Source organism: Flavobacterium rivuli WB 3.3-2 = DSM 21788, assembly GCF_000378485.1.
Lineage (GTDB): Bacteria > Bacteroidota > Bacteroidia > Flavobacteriales > Flavobacteriaceae > Flavobacterium > Flavobacterium rivuli.
On sequence record NZ_KB899972.1, the window covers coordinates 226,277 to 248,452 of the forward strand.

The 22,176-nt window shown below is 37.7% G+C and carries 26 protein-coding genes, 1 tRNA gene and 1 pseudogene; 19 read left to right on the plus strand and 9 right to left on the minus strand.

What is annotated here, in order from left to right; genetic code table 11:
- The first annotated feature begins 47 nt into the window (after positions 1 to 47).
- The 5 genes from F565_RS0115890 (at position 48) to F565_RS0115910 (ending at position 3,322) form a co-directional block, all read left to right on the plus strand.
- Positions 48 to 761, plus strand: coding sequence for a YebC/PmpR family DNA-binding transcriptional regulator (locus F565_RS0115890; protein ID WP_020214232.1), 714 nt, complete (start codon positions 48 to 50; stop codon positions 759 to 761).
- A gap of 210 nt (positions 762 to 971) precedes the next feature.
- Positions 972 to 1,151: a hypothetical protein gene (locus F565_RS0115895; RefSeq protein WP_020214233.1), complete on the plus strand. Its 180-nt coding sequence runs from the start codon at positions 972 to 974 to the stop codon at positions 1,149 to 1,151.
- A gap of 38 nt (positions 1,152 to 1,189) precedes the next feature.
- Complete coding sequence (locus tag F565_RS0115900) at positions 1,190 to 1,741, plus strand: RNA polymerase sigma factor (protein ID WP_020214234.1); 552 nt, start codon at positions 1,190 to 1,192, stop codon at positions 1,739 to 1,741.
- Positions 1,738 to 2,286, plus strand: a complete 549-nt coding sequence (locus F565_RS0115905; RefSeq protein ID WP_154652629.1) for an anti-sigma factor — start codon at positions 1,738 to 1,740, stop codon at positions 2,284 to 2,286. Before F565_RS0115900 ends, F565_RS0115905 begins: the two co-directional genes overlap by 4 nt.
- Complete coding sequence (locus F565_RS0115910; RefSeq protein WP_020214236.1) at positions 2,267 to 3,322, plus strand: hypothetical protein; 1,056 nt, start codon at positions 2,267 to 2,269, stop codon at positions 3,320 to 3,322. Before F565_RS0115905 ends, F565_RS0115910 begins: the two co-directional genes overlap by 20 nt.
- Before the next feature lie 159 nt (positions 3,323 to 3,481).
- Here F565_RS0115910 and F565_RS0115915 read toward each other — a convergent pair whose 3' ends face one another.
- Entirely contained in the window at positions 3,482 to 4,000 is a 519-nt protein-coding gene (locus F565_RS0115915) for a hypothetical protein (protein ID WP_020214237.1), read from the minus strand.
- Between the two features lie 112 nt (positions 4,001 to 4,112).
- On the opposite strand from F565_RS0115915, the gene F565_RS0115920 reads away from it, so the two are divergent.
- Positions 4,113 to 4,673: a DUF1543 domain-containing protein gene (locus tag F565_RS0115920; protein WP_026300104.1), complete on the plus strand. Its 561-nt coding sequence runs from the start codon at positions 4,113 to 4,115 to the stop codon at positions 4,671 to 4,673.
- Here F565_RS0115920 and F565_RS0115925 read toward each other — a convergent pair whose 3' ends face one another.
- Entirely contained in the window at positions 4,674 to 5,132 is a 459-nt protein-coding gene (locus tag F565_RS0115925; protein ID WP_020214239.1) for an Lrp/AsnC family transcriptional regulator, read from the minus strand. It lies immediately after the preceding gene.
- 163 nt (positions 5,133 to 5,295) lie between these two features.
- Here F565_RS0115925 and F565_RS0115930 point away from each other — a divergent pair, with 163 nt between their 5' ends.
- From F565_RS0115930 to F565_RS23440, 8 genes are all read left to right on the plus strand, one after another.
- The gene (locus F565_RS0115930; protein ID WP_020214240.1) at positions 5,296 to 6,522 is read left to right on the plus strand and encodes an aminotransferase class I/II-fold pyridoxal phosphate-dependent enzyme; all 1,227 of its coding nucleotides are present in this window, start codon (positions 5,296 to 5,298) and stop codon (positions 6,520 to 6,522) included.
- Between the two features lie 129 nt (positions 6,523 to 6,651).
- Positions 6,652 to 9,375 (plus strand): Kelch repeat-containing protein, encoded by a 2,724-nt coding sequence (locus tag F565_RS0115935; RefSeq protein ID WP_020214241.1) that lies wholly within the window; start codon positions 6,652 to 6,654, stop codon positions 9,373 to 9,375.
- Between the two features lie 228 nt (positions 9,376 to 9,603).
- Entirely contained in the window at positions 9,604 to 11,778 is a 2,175-nt protein-coding gene (locus F565_RS0115940; protein ID WP_020214242.1) for a S9 family peptidase, read from the plus strand.
- Positions 11,779 to 11,844: 66 nt separating this feature from the next.
- Complete coding sequence (locus F565_RS0115945) at positions 11,845 to 12,384, plus strand: hypothetical protein (protein WP_154652630.1); 540 nt, start codon at positions 11,845 to 11,847, stop codon at positions 12,382 to 12,384.
- 301 nt (positions 12,385 to 12,685) lie between these two features.
- The gene (locus tag F565_RS0115950) at positions 12,686 to 13,024 is read left to right on the plus strand and encodes a PadR family transcriptional regulator (protein WP_020214244.1); all 339 of its coding nucleotides are present in this window, start codon (positions 12,686 to 12,688) and stop codon (positions 13,022 to 13,024) included.
- Entirely contained in the window at positions 13,021 to 13,455 is a 435-nt protein-coding gene (locus F565_RS23255; RefSeq protein ID WP_020214245.1) for a GldL-related protein, read from the plus strand. The genes F565_RS0115950 and F565_RS23255 overlap by 4 nt, the downstream gene beginning before the upstream one ends.
- 27 nt (positions 13,456 to 13,482) lie before the next feature.
- A complete protein-coding gene (locus F565_RS23040; protein WP_169336033.1) occupies positions 13,483 to 13,659 on the plus strand; it encodes a GldL-related protein in 177 nt (58 codons plus the stop codon).
- Positions 13,660 to 13,806: 147 nt separating this feature from the next.
- A complete protein-coding gene (locus F565_RS23440; RefSeq protein ID WP_020214248.1) occupies positions 13,807 to 13,986 on the plus strand; it encodes a GldL-related protein in 180 nt (59 codons plus the stop codon).
- A 57-nt stretch (positions 13,987 to 14,043) separates the two neighbouring features.
- On the opposite strand, the gene F565_RS0115975 is transcribed toward F565_RS23440, so the two are convergent.
- The 3 genes from F565_RS0115975 to F565_RS0115985 are packed head-to-tail and all read right to left on the minus strand — an operon-like array spanning position 14,044 to position 15,753.
- On the minus strand, positions 14,044 to 14,613 hold the full coding sequence (locus F565_RS0115975) for a YceI family protein (RefSeq protein ID WP_020214249.1): 570 nt from the start codon (positions 14,611 to 14,613) through the stop codon (positions 14,044 to 14,046).
- Between the two features lie 29 nt (positions 14,614 to 14,642).
- The gene (locus F565_RS0115980) at positions 14,643 to 15,281 is read right to left on the minus strand and encodes an NAD(P)H-dependent oxidoreductase (protein WP_020214250.1); all 639 of its coding nucleotides are present in this window, start codon (positions 15,279 to 15,281) and stop codon (positions 14,643 to 14,645) included.
- 19 nt (positions 15,282 to 15,300) lie between these two features.
- Positions 15,301 to 15,753 (minus strand): MarR family winged helix-turn-helix transcriptional regulator, encoded by a 453-nt coding sequence (locus F565_RS0115985; protein ID WP_026300106.1) that lies wholly within the window; start codon positions 15,751 to 15,753, stop codon positions 15,301 to 15,303.
- A 172-nt stretch (positions 15,754 to 15,925) separates the two neighbouring features.
- On the opposite strand from F565_RS0115985, the gene F565_RS0115990 reads away from it, so the two are divergent.
- The 4 genes from F565_RS0115990 to F565_RS0116005 are packed head-to-tail and all read left to right on the plus strand — an operon-like array spanning position 15,926 to position 18,043.
- The gene (locus F565_RS0115990) at positions 15,926 to 16,522 is read left to right on the plus strand and encodes a TlpA family protein disulfide reductase (RefSeq protein ID WP_020214252.1); all 597 of its coding nucleotides are present in this window, start codon (positions 15,926 to 15,928) and stop codon (positions 16,520 to 16,522) included.
- An 8-nt stretch (positions 16,523 to 16,530) separates the two neighbouring features.
- A complete protein-coding gene (locus F565_RS0115995; protein ID WP_020214253.1) occupies positions 16,531 to 17,142 on the plus strand; it encodes a thioredoxin family protein in 612 nt (203 codons plus the stop codon).
- Positions 17,143 to 17,165: 23 nt separating this feature from the next.
- A complete protein-coding gene (locus F565_RS0116000; protein ID WP_020214254.1) occupies positions 17,166 to 17,480 on the plus strand; it encodes a rhodanese-like domain-containing protein in 315 nt (104 codons plus the stop codon).
- 41 nt (positions 17,481 to 17,521) lie between these two features.
- Positions 17,522 to 18,043, plus strand: coding sequence for a hypothetical protein (locus F565_RS0116005; protein WP_020214255.1), 522 nt, complete (start codon positions 17,522 to 17,524; stop codon positions 18,041 to 18,043).
- A gap of 218 nt (positions 18,044 to 18,261) precedes the next feature.
- Here F565_RS0116005 and trxB read toward each other — a convergent pair whose 3' ends face one another.
- The gene (trxB, locus tag F565_RS0116010) at positions 18,262 to 19,215 is read right to left on the minus strand and encodes a thioredoxin-disulfide reductase (RefSeq protein WP_020214256.1); all 954 of its coding nucleotides are present in this window, start codon (positions 19,213 to 19,215) and stop codon (positions 18,262 to 18,264) included.
- 161 nt (positions 19,216 to 19,376) lie between these two features.
- Between trxB and F565_RS0116015 the strand changes: the two genes are divergently transcribed.
- Positions 19,377 to 19,451, plus strand: a tRNA-Pro gene (locus F565_RS0116015).
- A gap of 562 nt (positions 19,452 to 20,013) precedes the next feature.
- On the opposite strand, the gene F565_RS0116020 is transcribed toward F565_RS0116015, so the two are convergent.
- From F565_RS0116020 to F565_RS21825, 3 genes and pseudogenes are all read right to left on the minus strand, one after another.
- Positions 20,014 to 20,673: a carboxymuconolactone decarboxylase family protein gene (locus F565_RS0116020; protein WP_154652631.1), complete on the minus strand. Its 660-nt coding sequence runs from the start codon at positions 20,671 to 20,673 to the stop codon at positions 20,014 to 20,016.
- Positions 20,674 to 20,806: 133 nt separating this feature from the next.
- Complete coding sequence (locus F565_RS21820; RefSeq protein WP_081621353.1) at positions 20,807 to 21,055, minus strand: dihydrofolate reductase family protein; 249 nt, start codon at positions 21,053 to 21,055, stop codon at positions 20,807 to 20,809.
- Between the two features lie 57 nt (positions 21,056 to 21,112).
- Positions 21,113 to 22,167: pseudogene (locus tag F565_RS21825) on the minus strand (NAD(P)-dependent alcohol dehydrogenase).
- Positions 22,168 to 22,176: the final 9 nt, after the last annotated feature.

Below are 22,176 nucleotides of genomic sequence, written 5' to 3' on the forward strand. Positions count from 1 at the left end.
GCAAAAACAACGAATAATTATAAATTTGTGCTGCAAATTATTTAACTATGGGAAGAGCGTTTGAATTTAGGAAAGCCAGGAAAATGAAACGTTGGTCGGCTATGGCCAAAACGTTTACAAGGATAGGTAAAGATATAGTAATGGCCGTTAAAGAAGGCGGGCCAAATGCCGAAACTAACTCCAGGCTAAGGGCGGTTATACAAAATGCCAAGGCAGCTAACATGCCTAAAGATAATGTAGAGCGTGCCATTAAAAAAGCATCTGATAAGGATACCGCAAATTTTAAGGAGGTATTGTTTGAAGGATATGCACCTCACGGCATTGCCATACTTATAGAAACCGCTACAGATAATAACAACCGTACGGTAGCAAACATCCGCAGTTATTTTAATAAATGTAATGGTACTATGGGTACGCAGGGATCTGTAGAATTTATGTTCGACCATACCTGTAACTTCCGTATTCCTGCCGAAGGCCGCGATGTTGAAGAGATGGAGCTTGAAATGATCGACTTTGGCGTAGAAGAGATTTTTGCCGATGAAGATGGCGGTATCGTTATGTATGCCCCGTTTGAAAGTTTTGGTGCCATCCAGAAAGAATTAGAGCACAGAGGTATTGAGATATTATCTTCAGGCTTTGAAAGGATTCCGCAAATTACTAAAGAACTTACCGAAGACCAGGTTGCTGATGTTGAGAAACTTCTTGAAAAAATTGAGGAGGACGACGACGTTATGAACGTGTACCACACTATGCAGGAGTAATACTTTTGCTTATATATTTATATTGAAGGCTGCCGTGAGGTGGCCTTTACTTTTTTTTAGAATGTGAGTTCCTGCAAGGTCTTTAAGACCTTGTAGGTATAATTATTTTCAATAGTTATTGTAAGGTTAAACCTACAAGGTCTTAGAAACCTTGCAGGTTAAGTACTACACTACATCCAAAAAACACCTAAAGCACTCGCTTAGCCCTGATTGCAGCGGCATCCTGCCAACCGCAGGGAGGCAGATAAAGCGGAAAGCAGGAACAGGGCTTATAAAATGCGCAAGCGTAGTGCTGCTTATAAAAACCTGAAATTCAACCCTAAACGAATGATCATGCAATTTATTACATATAAAATAGTATCTTTTTTTCATGAAACTGTAACATCTTAAGTTTCGCAACGTCATTAGTATAAACCAAGCAACCAAAGTTGAGTAACGCAAACCCGGATATAGATACATTAATAACCCTGTGCAGGCAGGGCAACCGCAACGCGCAGTTTGAGGTGTATAACCGCTATTATAAAACCATGTTTAACACGGCGCTGCGTATTGTTAAGGACAGCCACTGGGCCGAAGATATTATGCAGGAAGCATTTTTAAAGGCGTTTACCAAGCTGGATTCGTTTAAAGGCGAGGTTACTTTTGGCGCATGGTTAAAAAAAATTGTGGTTAACCAGACACTTGATAATTACAAGAAGATAAACAGGAATGCCATGGACAGCCTGGATGATATTTTGTATAAAGTAGAAGATGATGGTTATAAGGAAGAGGCAAAACTGGACTTTACTAATATGAAGGTTCAGCAGGTTATGGCGGCCCTGCAGTCGCTTAAAGAAAATTACCGTATTGCCCTTACCCTACTGTACATTGAAGGTTACGACCATGAAGAAATTAGTGAAATTATGGCTATTACCCCCGGTAACTGCCGCACTACCATAAGCAGGGCGAAGGAAAGCCTGCTAAAAAAACTGAATGCATGATGAAAAATGAAAAAGACAATTTAGACGAATTATTTAGCCATTTTGAAGGCCAATGGGATACTGATCATCCGGACTTAGGGCACCAGGAACGCTTTTTAAACAGGCTTGATGGTAAAAAGAAACAACGTTTTCCTTTTAAACTTGCAGCACCTGTAGCGGCAGCTGTTGCAATACTTATGGGTTTACTCATTGTTTTTAACCCTATGCAGAATAAAAATATGGCGCTCAATAAAATGTCGCCGCAGGCTAAGGAAACACAAATATATTTTTCTTCTATTATAGAAAAGGAACTCACAAAAGTAGAAAAAGAAAATAGCCCCGAAACTAAAAAGATCGTTCAGGATGCCTTAAACCACATGCAACTACTGGAAGCTGATTATAACAGGCTTACACTGGAACTACAGGAAAAGGGCGAGAACAAGAAAATTTTGCATGCCATGATTACTAACCTGCAGGTACGCATTGCATTTTTAGAAAAGGTATTGGTACAAATAGAAAATATTAAAAAGATTAAAGAAAGTCACCATGAAAACAATATTATATAAAATCCTGTTTGTTGTACTTATACTGCCCACTGTTATGATGGCAGGAAATACAAAAGGAAAATACAATAAAGAAAAACGTATAACCAAAGCCTACGTGGTAAATGGCAATGCCGGTACTACAATTGCTAACAGGTATGGCAGCGTTTATATTACAACCTGGGATGAGAACAGGACCGAAATTGATGTGCTTATTAAAGTTAGCGGCAATGATGAAGATGTTATTACAAAAAGGCTCGATGGCATAGATGTAGAATTTTCTGCATCAAAAGCATCTGTAACTGCCAAAACAGTAATAGCTAACTTTAGGGGCAGAAATGTAAATATAGAAATTAACTATACTGTAAAAATACCAAAAAATGGTACATTAGGCATTGCTAATCAATATGGGGCCATTAAATTAGGCAAGATTTATGGTGATATTAACCTTAGCTGCCAGTATGGAGAAGTTTCTATAGATGAACTTAATGGCGATACTAATAACCTAAAAATGCAGTACTGCAGTAGTGGCAAATTAAACTATTTTAAAAATGCCGACATCATTGCACAATATTCTGATTTTAATTTGGGAAAAGTTGGCACTTTACAGCTTGACAGCCAGTATAGCGATGTTATAGTTAATAATGCAGGTACAGTAAATTATAAATGCCAGTATGGCGACTTAATTGTACGATCTGCCGACAGGCTTACAGGCTCTGGAAGCTATTCAGACCTTTCTTTTGGGACAATAGACCAGCTTTTAAATATTACTACAAATTATGGCGACTTAACCGTATCTAAATTAGGCAGGCTGGTTAAAAACGTAACCATCGTTAATACTTATGCCGATGTAAAATTAAACTTTGACCCGGAAATTGCTTTTGATTTTGAATTTACAGGGTCTTATTCAGATGTGTCGGGTTTAAGCAATCTTAAAACATCTGAAAAGATAGAAAAGTCATCTACATATATCTATAAAGGGTACTATAAAACAAGTGGCGTAGGCCGTATATATGTTAAGTCTCAATACGGCGACCTATCTGTGGGCAAGAGTAACTAAGACAATAATAATTAGCAAAAGTCAATTTGAATTAATTGCAATCAGGGCTTTACAGTTCAGTCATCATCAATAATCATTAGTTCATTACGTTTAAATCAAATATTTAAACCCAATAAAAAGGCTCCTTTACAGGAGCCTTTTTATTGGGTAATTTAAAATTTATTTTAGCACTTTAATATCGCTTTCTTTAATATTGAATTTTTTAACCACGGCATCATAGTTACTATAATCAAATCTTGCAGAGCTATCATAACCCGGTAATATTACAACTCTAAATATCTGGTTGTTAATATATGTTGGTGTTTCCTGTAAATCGTAATTAGCATCTACGGTAAATAATATAGTTCCCTGGTCAAAATTAAAATCATAATCAATTTCATCTGCCCCGTTGTGTATCGTTCTTGGTATTAATTGCCATACAGGCGCATTATTAGCACCCGGATCAACTGTTCTTCTATAAACGAGTATCATATCTGCAGGTAAGATTTGAGGATTCAGGTCATATATTAAAGAATACATATTGATTGAAGAATCGTAAGCAAAATTTACCGGCCCTACCTGGAAAACCTCATTTTCTACAACCTGGTTAGCGGGAACTACGGCAACATCGTCATCATTATTACAACCCGTTAACGAAATAAGCCCAATAGCAGAAAAAAGTATAAGTATCTTTTTCATAATTTAAATTTTATGTATTATTATTAGTTACTAAGGTAGATTCAAAAAATGAGCCAGAAAATCGTTTTAGCTTAATTTTAATAAAATTTTATTTATCTACCTTTACCATATTATGAACACGAACCTCAATCTTTATATGGTTTTGCTGGGATGCACACCTCCCGGCAGGCTAACAGAGCAGCACGATATCTTTTTTGGGATAGGTAAATCAGTGCTTGATTTAAAACGCGATATGTATGCCTCATGGCCCGATGCAGGGCAGCTGCATGGAGACTCATGGAGGGCGGTAACACACGTAAATGGCTACCGGATATCTATTGTACCGAAAGAAGAAGCTACAGAACAACCCGAAAAATTATTCCTGATTAACCTGGGTGGTTACAAACCCGGCGAGTTTGAAGAATACCATTATAAAGCCCTTATAGTTGCAGATACTATGAGCAAGGCTATTAAAGAATCTAAAAAAACTATTTTTTACAAACATTATGGCTTTAAAGGTGCCGAAAGCCATATTGATGAAAAGTATGGCCTTGACGTAGATGATATGCATAAGGTGGAGGACATATTGCCCGCACACATGAAAGATAAATACCACATTAAAATTACCAAAACTGATGATGGCATTGAAGACGACTTGCACATTGGCTATTTAAAACTGGGTAAAGCTTTATAATTATACTACAATAATATTAGAGTTTTTTACCTCGCTTATCATAAATGTACTATGGGTACTGCCTATATGTTGTAGTGTTGTAAGCTTGGTTACCATAAACTCGCGATACTCCTCCATATTAGCTACAAATATTTTAAGTATATAATCATAATCGCCGCTAACATGGTAACACTCTAAAACCTCGTCAAGTTTAGTAACCTGCTGCTCAAACCTGGTAAGATATTCTTTAGTATGCTGTATAAGCTTTAAATGGCAAAAAACCACAAAGCCCTTATTTACTTTATTGCGGTTTACAACTGCAACATACTTATGCACAATACCCTCGCGTTCCAGTTTTTTTACACGCTCATATACGGCAGTAACCGAAAGGTTTAACTTTACAGAGAGCTCTTTTGTTGTCCTTGTGCTGTCTTCCTGCAACAGGTATATTAGTTTTTTATCGATTGCATCTAAAGCCATAAGATAAATTTTCGGTTCTTATTAGAGTTATTGGCAAGTTATAAATTTAAAATCTAACAAAATTAAATTTATTAGATTTATAATCTAACAACTCACATAATTGTTGATTTTAAAATTATTAAATCGTCAATTTGATATATAACAAACATAAACAACAAACGTGATGAAAAATTTTAACCCTGCCGATAATATACAAGACCTGCAATACTTTGGAGAATTTGGCGGTGTGAATCCATCAATTTCTGACTCATCCACTTATACCTTTCTTTCAGCAAAAACCATGTTTGACACCTTTGAGGGAAATGCCGATGGCTGCTATTTGTACTCACGCCATTCATCTCCCAGTAATTTATACCTTGGGCAGGCACTTGCAGCTATGGAAGGTACTGAGACTGCTAATGTAACAGCATCGGGCATGGGAGCCATAACTACCGCCCTGTTGCAGTTGTGCCATAGTGGTGATCATATAGTTTCCAGCCGCACAATTTATGGTGGCACCTATGCTTTCATGAAAAACTTTTTACCGCGTTTAGGGATTACTACAACTTTTGTTGACAGCACAAAATTAGAAGTTGTTGAAGCTGCTATTACATCTAATACCAAAGTTTTATTTTGCGAAACAGTAAGCAACCCATTGCTTGAGGTTGCAGATATTCCTGCATTATCTAAAATTGCAAAAAAACATAACCTGCAACTAATTGTAGATAACTCCTTCTCTCCCCTATCGGTTTCTCCTGCTAAGCTGGGTGCAGATGTGGTTATACACAGCCTTACCAAATTTATAAATGGCAGCAGCGATACTGTGGGCGGTGTAGCCTGTGGCACTCAAAAATTTATAGATGCCCTGCGCAATGTTAACGATGGCGCTGCCATGCTGCTTGGCCCTACTATGGATAGCCTACGCGCTGCAAGCATCATGAAAAACCTGCGCACCCTGCATATACGTATAAAACAGCACAGTCACAATGCCCTTTACTTAGCACAACGTTTTGAAAAAGACGGGTTAAAAACGGTTTACCCCGGCCTTGCAAGCCACCCAAGCCATGAACTTTACAAAACCATGATAAACCCTGAATATGGTTTTGGCGGAATGATGACCGTAGATGTAGGGTCTATAGATAAAGCTAATGACCTTATGGAATTAATGCAGCATCGTAATCTGGGCTATCTTGCCGTAAGCCTTGGCTTCTACAAAACACTATTTAGTGCACCGGGAACATCAACATCGAGCGAAATACCGTTAGAAGAGCAAAAGGCAATGGGTCTTACCGATGGGCTTATCCGGTTTTCTGTAGGGCTTGATAATGATATTGAAAGGACATACAGGATGATGAAGGATTGTATGGTAGAGTTAGGAATACTTACAAATAAGTTGACCAATGCATTATAAATAATATTTAAATAAAAATTTAATAATCAACTAAATAGCTTAATTTTCGATAAAAAAATACCTATTTATAGGTATTTTTTAGAATACAGGTATGTGGTAATTTTGTAGGAAATCAACAACTTACAGATTATGAAACAATTATTTACCACATTATTTTTTGCTTTTTGCGCAGCTGCTACTGCGCAGGAAACACCTGTGTTTACTCAGCAGGCATCATTAGGTAATAATATTACCGCCAGAGAAGGCGCCTCTATGGTAACTTACAACGATAAGTTATTTATATTAGGCGGTAATAATGGCTGTGCGCCAAAAGATTTTATACAGTACGATCCCTCTAATGGACAGGTTACTAAACTGGCACAACTTTCTACCGGATGCAGTAACCCTTTAGGGCGTTGTTTTTTTACTGTTAACAACTTAATGTACCAGTTTAGCGATAGTGGCACCGGTATATCTGTTTACGATCCTGAAACAAATACATGGACATCAAATGTATTAACGCAGCCTCAAAATTTCTTTCCCGACTCAGGATTTGTAATTGGCAACATTATTTATGTAAAATCATTTATAGGTAATGATTTTTATGCCTACGACACAGAAAACAATACTGTTACAGCAATGGCAGATGCTCCCGGAACGGAAAACAAAAGCGGAACCTTTGCTTTTGCAATAAATGGAAAAGGTTATTATGGCGGCGGAAAAATTATAGGCTGTACAGGAAATAATTGCGTTTTTAACGAGTTTTATGAATACGATCCTGAAACTAACGCATGGACCGAAAAAGCATCTACCCTTATACCACCTGTTTATGGCAGTAGCATAAGCCAAAATGGTAAAGGATATGCCGGGCTTGGCGAATATAATTATTTGGTTAATAATGTAACATTAGCTACCCGTACAGATAGCTGGTTTGAGTATGACCCCGTTGCAAACACATGGACTGCTAAAACCAATTTTTTAAACCAGGCTCCTGAAATTACCCAACCGAGGTTAGAAAATGTATGTAAAGCTGCTATAAGTAATATAGGCAACGATATTTATATTTTTGGCGGTGACAAATCATTTACAGATTATACATCTAATTTTACTGATAACCTTTATAAATACAGCATTACAACAAATTTATGGGAAACAGTTAATGAAGAAATGGGTGGCAACAGAAGATCTGCATCTGGGTTCTATGCTAACGGAAAACTGTACTTGGGCGGTGGAGAAAATGGCGAGCACATGACCGATTTTTGGGAATATGATATTGCTACTGATGCATGGACCCAAAAAGAAGATCTTAACAGTAAGCACCATTGGCGTTCTGCTACGGAGATTGACGGTAAAGGTTATTTTATTGGCGGATTTAGCCGTAACCCACAAACAACAACAGATGATCTTTGGGTTTATGACCCTGCAACAAATACCTGGACAGAGAAAGCACCTTATCCCGGTAATGGTGGAGTATCAATAGTATCGTTTTCACACAACGGGAAACTATATGCCGGTATGGGACTTATACACACTTTTTTTAGCAGTACTAACGACTTTTATGAATATGACCCTGCTACAGACCAATGGACGCAGCTTGCCAGCGCCCCGGCAATATCTGCAAGTTTATTTGCATACTTTACTATAGGCGATGTAGCTTATGTTATTACTGATTATTCCAGTAACGTAACGTTTTATAAATATTCATTTACAACTAATACCTGGACTTCGGAAAGTTTGGCCGATATGACATTAAGTACATCAGGAGGTGGGTTTTCTGGTAACAAAGCCTTTACCTACAACGGCAAAGGATATATACAAAGAGCTTATGGCGGTTATGGCTATAGTAAATTAGTAGAGTATGACCCTGCAACAAATACTTTTACAGATGTTACTAACCTTCCTTTTGATGGGGATGATAACACTATTATTGCTACACCAAATGAAGTGTTTTTTGCTTTTGGCCAAACACCTACTTCACCTTTGGGTATAAACCATTCTAACGCTTTGTGGAAGCTTAGGTTTAACACGCCGGTATCGGAGCAAACGGGCATTTTTCAGTCATCTTACTATTGGCCTACTGTAGGGAACGATTGTGGTACAGGACCTTTGCTTGCAAATACTATTAAAGCAAATACCGACGAAAATGGCGACCTCTTTACAGCTGTAATAGCAGCAAATAATGGAACATCCAGCGTATGCTATGAAGTAAATTCTATTGATACATCGTTACCTTACAGAACAGCAAGTGTAAACCTTAATAATAACACTACACAAAATGCTATGTTCCATAATAAAAGTGTAGAGTTTAAAAATAATGCAGGACTATCTGCCGGGGCAGCGTTAAGGCTTTACTATACAACAGAAGAACTTGAGCAATTTGTAACTTCATTTAACGAAGAATATGCTGAAAATAAAACTATTAATGACATTAAAGTTATCCAGTATTTTGAAGTTAACGGTACCGATAATAATCCTTTAAACAACACATCGGCTCTTTATAAACTTTACAGTCCTCAGCTTACAAGTTATGATACTGATAAATATATGGACATTGCAAGTGATCTTGGATCTGATTACGTAATTGGCGAAATTTACACCGTATTACTTACCTCAAATAATTTGGGTATTGCTAACCATGAGTTAAAAAATCTTGTATACCCTAATCCAACAAAAGGCGCATTGACCATAGAACTTGCTGATGCCAAAGAAACATTAGTAACGGTATATAATATTAGCGGCCAAAAAGTGCATGAGCAAGCAGTATTTGCTAAAAGTAATGGTATAGACCTTAAAAACCTTATAGAGGGTATTTATTTTGTTCGGTTAGAAAATGGAGATTCGTTAGAAACCAGCAAAATCATCATCCAAAAATAGTATTTATAAAATAATACTTTATAAAGCTAACTTAAATGCATAGGTTAGTAATTAGATACAAAGCCCAAAAATATTTATAATTTTTGGGCTTTGGTTATTATAAGGTTTTCTATTTATTAATACTGCTATAGATTTTTAGCCGGAAAAATCTATTTTCATAATTCGCAATAAATAAATCCCTGCTAAAACCGTAGATTTTAATTAAATTCGCTTTTTAAACAAACTCAAATGAAAAAAATTATATGGCTGTTCCTTATATCCGGAATGGCTGCTACGGCTCAAAAAAACTTAACCATACAGGAAGCTACTTCCGGCCAATACCAAATTTTTGCTCCTAAAAGCCTTGTTTCTCCACACTGGAGGCCGGATACCCACACTATAACATACCTTGATGAAACTTATGCTAAGCTTATACAGCGAAGTGAGGCTTCTCAATGGGCAGAGAGCACATTAATAACTAAATATGAACTTGCTGCTGCGCTAAAGGCAAAATTTCCTGAGGATACATTTGCATTAAGGATATTCCCATACGATTATATCTGGAAAAATAAAAGTACCCTTATACTAAATGCAGAAGGCGCAAAAGGCAATTATATGGTTGTTTTTGATGCCGATAAGAAAGCAGTTGTAAGTGCTGTTGCAATCGCTCAGGATGCTGCTAACCAGGTATTATCTCCTAACGGAACATCGGCAGCATGGCTTAAAGAAAATAACATAGTTATTACTAATAATGGCAAAGACATAAATGTTACTAATGATACCGATAAAGGTATTGTAAATGGTAGTGACTACACGCACCGCCAGGAATTTGGCATAGATAAAGGTATGTGGTGGAGCCCTAACAGCGACAAACTTCTATACTACCGTAAAGACGAAAGTATGGTAGCCAACTTTCCGTTGGTGCAATGGGGAGAACGCATTGCTACCGATAAGGAGATAAAATACCCAATGGCAGGTATGAAGAGTGAAGAAGTTACCCTTGTACTATATGATATAGCTACAGGCAAAAGCCTAACACTTAAAACTGAAGGCCCTAAAGAACAGTTTTTAACTACTGTAACATGGTCGCCGGATGGTAAGCAAATATATGTGGGCGTGCTTAACCGTGAGCAAAACCATCTTAAGCTAAACAAGTATGATGCTGTAACGGGTAATCTTATTAAAACTTTGTTTGAAGAAAAAGCGGCTACGTATGTTGAACCTTTACATGGGTTAACTTTTGTGCCCGGCCATGCCGACCAGTTTTTATACCGTACAGAAAAAGAAGGTTATGAGCAATTTTACCTTTATACTACCGATGGAAAGCTTGTAAAAAAATTGGGGTATAAAGACGTTGTTGTAACAGAGTTACTTAATTTTGATACCAACGCAAAAAATGTATTTTATATAGGGACTGCAAATAACGGATTGGACAGGCAATTGTATAGAGCAGAATTGTCTTCAGGAAAAACCACGCAGGTTACTACAACATCCGGCACGCACGAAGATGAAGTGAGCAGCGATGGCACATTATCTCTTGATAATTTTGCAAACACCACTACTGTTAACGACGTAATTATTATTAACCTTAAAAGCAATAAAGCTACTACCCTGTTTAAGGCAGAAAACCCATATACCGGTAAAACGGTATTACCTAAAATGGAGCTGGTTACACTTACATCTGCCGATGGCAAAACCCCGCTTAATGGCAGGATTATTTACCCTGCTAAATTTGATGCTGCCAAAAAATACCCTGTAATGGTTTATGTATATGGAGGCCCTCACGCACAGTTGGTTACTAACAAATGGCTGGGCGGTGCAAGCCTCTTTGACTATTATATGGCGCAACAGGGCTACGTAGTATTTACGCTCGATAGCCGTGGCAGCGATGCCCGTGGGCGTGATTTTGAGCACGTAGTACACCGCAACCTGGGCGTTAACGAAATGGCCGACCAGATGAAAGGTGTAGATTTCCTGAAAAGTAAAACCTTTGTAGACCAAAACAAAATTGGGGTTTACGGCTGGAGTTTTGGTGGTTTCATGACCACATCGTTAATGCTGGACCATGCTGATACTTTTAAAGTGGGCGTTGCCGGCGGCCCCGTATGCGACTGGAAATATTATGAAGTAATGTATGGCGAACGTTACATGGACACTCCGCAGGAAAACCCTGAAGGTTATGAAAAAACAAGCGTTATTAAAAAAGCCCAAAAATTACAGGGAAGATTATTAGTAATACATGGTGCCCAGGATAATGTTGTAGTGCAGCAAAACAGTATGGAGTTTATAGAGGCTTGTATTAAAGCAGGCAAACAGGTAGATTATTTTTTATACCCCACTCACGAGCATAATGTGCGAGGTAAAGACCGTGCACACCTTAACCAGAAGATTGCCGATTATTTTGATACGTATTTAAAGAAATAGTATTTTATACAGCGCCTTAGGGCGCTGTTTTTATCTAAATTACTACCTAAATTCAAAATGGAATTAGTGTTTTTTATTCTCGTAACCTTTAGTATCGCTATTGCAGGAGGAATTGCATACTTTATTTACATACCTTTTAAATTATGGTTGTTACGTTCGGGTAAAATGAGCACTGCACGAAGCAGACTTATTAATAAGATCTACATTTATTTATTAGTCGTTATCGTATTAGGCATTACTTACGCAGGGATATTTCCCGACGAAAGTTTTTATGCTGACGAATTTAAAGATGTCACATTAAGAGAGTTGCCAAAGTCGGCAGAGTTTGTAAGTAAGTCGGCATCATACCCTGATTTTCATGGTGAATATTGTTCGCAGTCGGAAATAAAACTTTCAAAAAAAGATTACAGCAAATTATTATGGGAACTACATAAAGATGACAGACTGACTAAAGGTGGCGAAATACTAAATATTTCCGGAAGCCATGCAAAAGAAACTTTAACTTATCAATTCATAAGGACAGCGAAAGATAAGTCGGGCAAGTATTTATATATTGGCTTTGGCAAAGATAATAGAACCATTTACATTGACGCCTGCCAACTTTGAGCAGCAGCTTACAGAAAAAATACCCATTAATAGGTATATGTATTTGATAATAAATTATTTAACTTTGCAATATTACATATTTAATTATAAATCAGTAATTTTACAATACAGTCATTAGAAGGAAATATTTCTAAAAATATAAATTTTATAATAAATATAAACGGGGTTCGAAACTTGTTTATTTTAAGAAAGCAGCACCTCAGGGTGTTGTTTTTGATTATACCAATTATTAATACTATGAATATTTAAAAAAAAAATACAAGTAACATAAATGCATTTAAATAAAATGTATATTTGTACTATGTATAGTAAAGAACTTACCAAAGGAATATTGCAGCCCATAATTTTAAAACTATTGGGCGATAACGAAAAAATGTATGGGTACGAAATTACCCAGCATGTAAAAGTACTTACCAAAGGCAGGATAGAAATATCTGAAGGTGCGCTCTACCCTATTTTGCATAAGCTGGAAGCCGAAAAAATACTTGAAACAGAAAAGGTATACATAGGCAAGCGTGTGCGCAAATACTATAGTATTACAGGTACAGGTAAAAAAGCTGTACAGGAAACCACTAACGAACTGGGAGATTTTATTGAAACACTGTCTTTAATATTTAAGCAAAATACTGTAACATCATGATAATAACCGATGATCAGGCGGCTTATATAGCTGCTAACCTTGAATTTTATGGTGTTGTGCAGCAGGAATTAAGAGAAGACCTTCTCGACCATATATGCACATATATCGAAAATGATACATTTACAGATTTTGAGAGTGCCTATAAAGAGGCAATACTAAAATTTGGTGGGCATCACGCTATGGCTATACTGCAACAGGAAACTGTGATTATGTTAATGCTTAAAAAGAATGTGCAACTGCAAAAAACAATTTATATAAGTGGTTTTGTGGCGGGCTTCTGCCTTAGTACCGGGTCTCTATTTAAAATTATGCATTGGCCATTTGCATCCATACTTTTACTTTTGGGCTTCATCATCCTGAACGTATTATTTATGCCGTTGTTTTTTTACCACAAATACAAAACGGCAGATAAAAAAATAATTTCGAGTTAGTTAATAATCATTTAAATCAATCACATCATGAAACGATCAGTTTATGTCATGGGCTTTATTGCCTGCTTTACCCTAATTACAGGGCTTATGTTTAAAATTATGCACTGGCCATTAGCCACTGTATTACTATTTGCAGGTTTTTTACTGCTTAACGTTGGCTTTTTACCCACTTATTTTTATCAAAAATACAAAGCTGCGGTATAGTATTACTGGGTTTTAAAAAAAACGGGAGCCTCAGGCTCCCATTTTTGTATAGGTATGTAACTAAGTCCTGCAAAACTGTAAAAGATTAAGTATACTTTACTTTTTATATAATATATTTGAAATATATAAAGACTTACAAATTTATACATGAGAAAAATTTATTATATCCTGGCATACATAATTGCATGTTTCATGTTCGTTGGGTACCTCTTTAAGCTTATGCACTGGCCTTATGCCAGTATGTTACTAATTAGCGGTATCACATTATTAACAATTGGTTTTTTGCCACTATATCTTTACAACAGATATAAAAATGGACCTAAATAAAAAAAGGGTGCCGCTTTAACGGACACCCTCTTTCACATTCTATTTAAACCCTATAAATTAGAACTGTAAGTTTACTGTAAGTTCAAACTCATCATAGATAGCTTTATCGCCAATTGTTTCGAAGAAACTTTTAGAGTTGTATTTAATACCATATTTAGTCCTGTCTATGTTAAACTTAGTTGTAGCAGTATTTTTTGTGGTGTTAAGATCAAAAGTTACCGGTTTAGTGATACCTTTTATGGTAAGATCTGCAGTTACAGTATAAACGTTTGCTGATTTTGCTTTAACTGATTTAAAAACTAATTTAGATGTAGCAAATTTATCAGTACCAAAGAAATCTTCAGCTTTAAGGTGTCCTTCAAGTTTTTCTTTACCTTCACCCGCTTTAAGGTCTGTAACAGCAATAGAGTTCATATCTACAGTAAAGTTACCACCTGTTACTTTACCGCCTTTAAAGCTAAGAACACCATCTTTAATACCTACAGTACCTTCATGCTGGCCTGTTACTTTTTTACCAACCCACGTAATGGTACTTTTAGCAGCGTTGATTTTTTTGTCCTGAGCTGTAGCTGTAAGTGTAGTTACTGCTACTAATAATGCAATTGCAATTGTTTTGAAATTTTTCATCGTTTTTTAAATTAAATTAAGGGTAAATATTAAAGTGTAATAAATAATTCGTTGTTTGGTTTCCTTACCTTTTTCGCATGCTGCACGGCATCTTCGTCATGGCGGTACCCTATTGCGGCAATAACAGCGGCGTTAAGTCCTTTTTCTTCAAGGATAAGGATCTCATTAATTTTGGCAGCATCAAAACCTTCCATGGGTGTAGCATCAATTTTTAATATAGCAGCCGTATTTATAAGGGTAGAAAGCGCAATATAAGCCTGTTTTGCTGTCCATACATTTTTCTGCTCATCTGTAAGGCCGGCTAAAAACCCGTTAATATAATCGCTTAAACCGCTTACCGCCTCTTTAGCAACACCACGCTGGGCACTAATATTATTAACATAAGTATCTACATGTGCAGCACCCACATTAACTTCGTTAGCAAAAATAAAAAGGTGCGATGCATCTGCAAATATATTTTTGTTGTTTCCTCCGGCAGCTTCGGCAAGTTGTTCTTTAACCGCCTGAGTCTCTACTACAAAAATTTTATAAGGCTGTAATCCTACAGATGATACGCTAAGACGTACAGCTTCTTTTAAAAACTCAAGGTCTTCTGCAGATACTTTTTTAGTTGTATCATATTTTTTAACTGCATAACGCCAGTTTAAGCTGTCAATATAGTTTGTCATAATCTATGTATAAATATAATTAAATTGTTCTGTATTTTTCAAGCAGGTTAATAAGTTGTTCCTGCTCTTCTGTTGTTAAATTATTTGCAAATTTAGCTTCATGCTCATCTACTTTGGGATCAAGTTCTTTTAAGAGCTCTAACCCTTTTTCTGTAATGGTTATTTCCATTTGCCTCCGGTTACCGGGGCATACCTTACGGTTTACCAACTCCTTAAGTAAAAGCTTGTCTACCAGCCTTGTTGTGTTGCTTGTCTTGGCAATCATCCTTTCCTGAATAATACCCATATTCGCGGGCTTTCCTTTTTGGCCGCGTAATATTCTTAGTACATTAAATTGTTCCGGCGAAAGATCGTACCCCTTCATAACATCAGAAATATTCTCTGCAACCACACTGTGCGCATACATAACATTCATGATTGCCCGTTTAGACAATGTCATGTTTTCCGATTTTATAACGTCTTCGATCTTCATGGTTACATTTGTTATAGTTGTAATTGTAACATTTGTATCTACAATATTTGTATATACAAATGTAGGCTGATTTGAAATTCTGACAAGCTTTTTAATTGTTAAATTTTTGTTAAACAAAATAAAGGCTTTTATTTTAAGGTAATTTTATGGAAGCAATACTAATAAGTGCATAATGATAATAAAAAAAAAATATTTATTAGCAGCAGTGCTGGCAGCAACGTTAAGTGTTTCATGTAAAAAAGAAGCAAATACACCCCAGCCTATACCCGCAGAAACTGTAAAGACCACAGAAGCAGTAAAAGATACCTTACCTAAACTGCCAAAGCCACTAAAGATATACAGTAACGATACGGTATCTGTAAATGCGTATGATTATGCAGGACTGGAATACTTTCTTAAGCAAAAAAATGACACTACGTATGTAGTTAATTTTTGGGCTACCTGGTGTGTACCCTGCGTTGCTGAACTTCCCAATTTTGAAAAGATTAATGCCAATTATAAAAAGAATAAGGTTAAGGTAATATTAGTAAGCCTTGATATGGCAAAAATGATCGATACAAGGCTGCTGCCTTTTATTAAGGAAAAACAGATAAAAAGTGAGGTACTCCTGCTTCGCGATCCTGATGCAGATTCCTGGATATCTAAAGTAGACAGCACCTGGAGCGGTGCTATACCCGCAACCTTAATATATAATGCCGATATGCGCAAGTTTTACGAAAAGTCGTTTACGTATGATGAGCTTGAAAAAGAAGTTAGTAATTTTAAATAAATAATGTAATGAAAAAAATACAATTTTTGGCCCTGTTTATTATGTTAGGCGCTCTTGCAGCCTTTACCGTTAACCCTCCTGCCGGTGGTTATAAAGTGGGCGACACAGCAACCGATTTTAGCCTTAAAAACGTAGATGGCAAAATGGTATCTCTTAAAGATATTAAAAATGCTAAAGGTTATATAGTTGTGTTTACGTGCAACCATTGCCCCTATGCACAGGCTTATGAAGACAGGATCGTGGCGCTTAATAACAAATACAAAGCTCTTGGCTACCCTGTTGTCGCTATAAATCCTAACAACCCGGAAAAGCAAAAGGAAGACAGTTTTGCAAAAATGCAGGAAAGGGCAAAAGATAAAAAGTTTTCGTTTCCGTATCTCTTAGATGAAGGCCAAAAAATATTCCCGCAATATGGCGCTACAAAAACACCACATGTATATGTGTTACAAAAAACGCCTAAAGGCAATGTTGTAAAATATATAGGCGCTATAGACGATAATTATGAAGATGCCAAAGCCGTAAAGCAAAAATATGTAGAAAACGCTGTTGATGCCCTTATAAAAGGTAAAGAAGTAACCGTAAAAGAAACAAAGGCTATTGGCTGTTCGATAAAAGCATAATACCTTTGCCAAAAATACAACACATGAATTTAGACCAGCAACAATGGTGGGAAGAAGCACAGCAGGACAGCAATGCTGTACTACTTGATGTTCGTACTCCCGAAGAATGGGACCAAGGTATAATTCCCGGTGCCATAAATATTGATTATTATAAAGGGCAGGGCTTTATAGACGAAGTTTCTCAGCTTGATAAAAGCAAAACTTATTATGTATATTGCCGTAGTGGTGTCCGCAGTGCTAATGCCTGCAGCATTATGAATGAATTAGGTTTTGAAAAGGCCAACAACCTTTTAGGAGGTATTTCTCAATGGAGTGGCCCGGTAGTAGCCGCTGAATAATTTTTAAAAGCCCGAAAGGGCTTTTTAAATATCTAATATTCATGAATAACCTAAAGTTCTTAATTATAATTTCTTTTATAACTTTCTGTTCCTGTAATATTATAAAAGAACCTGATAGCGCATCGTTACAACCCAATAAACAGTTAGAGCAGTTATTACGATTTTTTGTGGAAAAAAATCCATGCGAGAAATGTTATTATGAGCTGTATATTAATAAAGAGTTTCCCGAAAAATTTATACTCACAATTTACACAGGCAAATTTTCACTTACGCAAGATGAGAATATACATTATAACCAGTTAGCGTTAGAAAAGTTAACTGTATCAGGCAAAGAGTTTAAGGTTTTTAGTGGAGCAGAACATTATTTTAACAATAAAAAGATACATGATGAACGCAAAAAATTTATCATTGACACTTTTCCAAATAATAATTATATACGGCCGGTAACGTGGACAGCTATTGACAGCGCCGGAACAATAACAATTACTTCATACACCGGCACATATCCTTTTTCCCTTTGCCTGTTAAATATGCTGTACCAAACTAAAACATTATGTACGTAAAACTACTTTTCTATCCTGCATTATAAAAAAGTGTAGTGCACGTTAACTACCTAACGTACATTATTTTAACTTTTAAGTAAATAAAATGCTCTAAGATAAATATGACCTTTAAAAGGAAGCGGCAGGATTATAAATAAAAAAGCCGGAAGATAAATCTTCCGACCATGATTAGCCATTGGCTATATACTTTTTATAATATATCTTAATTGAATGCCCTATTAGTGGCTACCAAGTTCACCCAGGTAACGTTCGGCATCAAGAGCTGCCATACATCCGCTGCCTGCAGCTGTAATAGCCTGGCGATAATCTTTATCCTGTACATCACCTGCTGCAAACACGCCCGGTAGATTGGTCTTAGTTGTTTTAGGCTGCGTAATAAGATAACCTGTTTCATCCATTTCAAGCTGACCTTTAAAAATATCAGTATTTGGTTTATGCCCTATAGCTACAAACAGTCCTGTAAGCGCAATTTCCTGTTTTTCGCCGCTTACATTATTTACCACCCTTAAACCTTCTACAACCTGGTCGCCAAGTACCTCATCAACTTCGGTATTATAGAGAACTGTAAGGTTAGGAGTATTTTGTACACGGTGCTGCATAGCCTTGCTCGCTCTCATAACATCTTTGCGTACCAGCATAGTTACGTTTTTACAAATGTTAGCAAGATAGGTAGCTTCTTCGGCGGCGGTATCCCCCGCGCCTACAATAGCCACATCCTGTCCGCGGTAAAAAAAACCGTCGCAAACGGCACATGCCGAAACACCACCACCCCTAAGACGCTGCTCGCTTGGCAGGCCAAGATACTTTGCAGTAGCCCCGGTAGATATTATTATGGTATGTGCAAGCACTACTTTATTATTGTCTATAGTAACTTTATGCCAGCCACCTTCAACAGTACTAAATTCTACTGCTGTGGCCATGCCAATGCGTACCTGGGTACCAAAGCGCTCTGCCTGTGCCTGTAATTGCATCATCATGGTGGGGCCATCAATGCCTTCCGGGTATCCGGGAAAATTATCCACCTCGGTAGTAGTTGTAAGCTGACCTCCAGGCTCAAGGCCTGTATATAAAATTGGGTTCATGTCTGCCCTGGCTGCATAAATGGCTGCAGTATAACCTGCAGGACCAGAACCAATAATTAAACATTTTATTTTCTCTATAGTATCAGACATAGTCTTGTATTATTTGAAATTGTGGTACAAAGGTAAGTTTTTAATGAAGAAATAAACAAGTCCTTACATTAGTTTTAGTTATTACTAAATAAAATTAGTTTATAGCTTTGCAAATTAAAAAATAGTGTTATATTTGCAGCCTCGAACAGGGAAATACTTTTCGGGGTGTAGCGTAGCCCGGTCATCGCGCCTGGTTTGGGACCAGGAGGTCGCAGGTTCGAATCCTGCCACCCCGACAATATAGAGGTAAAAACACCTCAAAACCCGTAAATTGTAAGTATTTACGGGTTTTTTTGTGCCTTTTTGGCATCAAAATACCCCAAAACAATCAATATAAATGTGAGCAATTAGGTGAGTAAAAATGGACATTCCAAAAACTACTCACAGAAAGTGCTGTAAGTTACTGTATGTAAATAACTTAAACTTGTTTCTTTAACACTTTTACCGCCGAATAATGCCTCTCAAAGCCACCTGATGTGAGCAATTAAATTGAATCGGTACTTAATGTAAGTTTAATTTAATAGTACATTGGTATGAAAAGCACAAACACCCAATTACACCTTTTTTCATTTTGCTGTGGTTAGCGGCAGGGGTGCCAAACCCGCCGTATTCGTGTTTTTATTTTCATTGTCTGATGTCGAAATACACGAGGCAATGTTGCTCAAAAAAGGTACTGCAATGATCACGGCACCTACAAGGCTTAGGAATTGACGGCGCCTAATATTGGTATTCTCTACTTTTTCTTTTCGCGTATACTTTAATTTTCATATTACGTTCTGTGTTTCATTTTTTTATGGACTATTGCTCTTCCCTTGATCCCATCACCTTTTTTAGCAGGGCAGTGCCAGTTTTTGCCTGTTCTTTGTCGACGCTGTCGGCAATAAGTTCAATAATACCCTCTATCTGGCTAATAGTAAGCCCAACATTTAGGCCGTTGCCAATATGTGACTGTGCCATCGGCTCAACGCCTTCCATACTTATCAGTGCCGCGATGGTAATTATCTCACGTTCTTGGTAATTTAAAATGTCATTATCAAAAATGTCAGCAAAAAGGTGTTCCTTTAAAAAAGTATCTATCCGCGGGGCAAAAGCCTGGGGTCCGGCTTTGGGTGCATCAACAGGTTTATTCGTTAATACTGCTACCGTTCTTTCTCCTCGCTGGTAACGGGTAAGGCTGTCGTTTAAAGGGCTTGCTTCCCTGCCGGGGCTATCTGTAATTCTTTTTGACTTGCGTTCTTCAAGCACCTGTATAAAAGTGTTGATCCCCTGGAGGCTTCTCGGGAAACCGCAGTAAGCATAGAGCTGTACCAGTTCTTCCTGAACCTGGTTGATGGTAAGGCCTGCATCAAGCCCCGCATTTAGTTCTTTTGCAAGGCTTATGAGGTCGCCCCTTGCTGTGAAGGCTGAAATGGTCACCAGTTTTTTCTGCTTATTATCGAGCGGTGTTGTAGTTTTCATAGTGTTTTGTGCGTTTAGGGTATTGGTTGCCAAGGACAAGTACCATCAGGGTTACTATATTTTTCATAAAATCTGTTTAAACCTTGTATTTAAGCCATAGTACGCCATTTTCAAGTTTCTTGACATCAGTAAACTACAGGGCTACAGATGTAATACCGCTTGCTTCTTTTAGCATTTCAAATACGGTTGGTGTATCAATCGTGGCATCTGCAATGGGAATGGTCAGCAGGCTTACTTCATCCAAAAGGCCTGCTGCCAGTAAAGCACCGTTAAGGTGGCCACCGCCTTCTGCCATAAGCGTGGTAATAGGGAACAGTCTTCCCAGTTGTTCTAATGCCAATGCAAAATCAACCTCCTTTTTTCCGGCAAAAAGATAGGATATCTTTTCATAAGCTTTTCATTGAAAAACCTGCCCTGAGCGTCTCAGGGCAGGCCTGTGTTAGTTTTTGAGTGAAGCCATATCGATAACAAAGCGGTATTTAACGTCACCTTTTAAAAGGCGGTCATACGCCTGGTTAATATCCTGGATATTGATGACTTCAATATCAGATACAATGTTGTGTTCGGCGCAGAACTCCAGCATTTCCTGTGTTTCTGAGATACCGCCGATGTTAGACCCCGAGAAGCTTCTCCTGCCCATAACTACGTTAAACGCGCCTATTTCCAGCGGCTCCGGTGGAAGGCCAACCAGTACAAGGCTGCCATCAACAGTCAGTTGGTTCAGGTAGGTGTTTACATCATGTTTCGCCGAAACTGTGTCAATAATAATGTCAAGTGACTTTGTATATTTAGCCATCTACTCCTCATCCGTAGATAATATGGCATCGTCTGCACTAAGGCGTTTGGCATCATCCACTTTAGATTGCGAGGTGGTATACACCACAACCTCAGCGCCCATGGCTTTTGCAACCTTAATAGCCAAGTGGCCCAAACCGCCAATACCCAAGTCACCTACTTTTTTACCGGGGCCTGCATTCAGTGTTTTAAAGGTGAATACACTGTGATACCCGCACAAAGCAGTGGTGCAGCACCGGCAAGGTCTAACGATTGGGGTACGCTTAACACATAGTTTTCATCGGTAACTATGCTTTCAGAATAGCCGCCAAAGGTCGCACCTCCTAAATATTTATCAGGTGAGTTGAATGAGAACGTCGTTTCTACCTCGCAAAACTGCTCAAGGTCGGCCTCGCATTGCCTGCACTTGCCACAGCTGTCTACAATACAGCCTACAGCGGCAAGATCGCCCACTTTAAATTTGGTAACGTGGTCGCCAATGGCAGTGGCCCTGCCCACGATCTCGTGGCCGGGAACGATTGGGTACATAGTGCCGCCAAAATCGTTATGCACCTGGTGCAGGTCAGAATGGCAAATACCGCAAAATAATATTTCGATCTCTACATCGTGCGCCGTGACTTCACGACGCTTAATGGTAAATTCCCTTAATGGCGTTTCTGCATTCTGGGCAGCATACGCCTTTACATCTTTCGTATTCATTTAAATTTA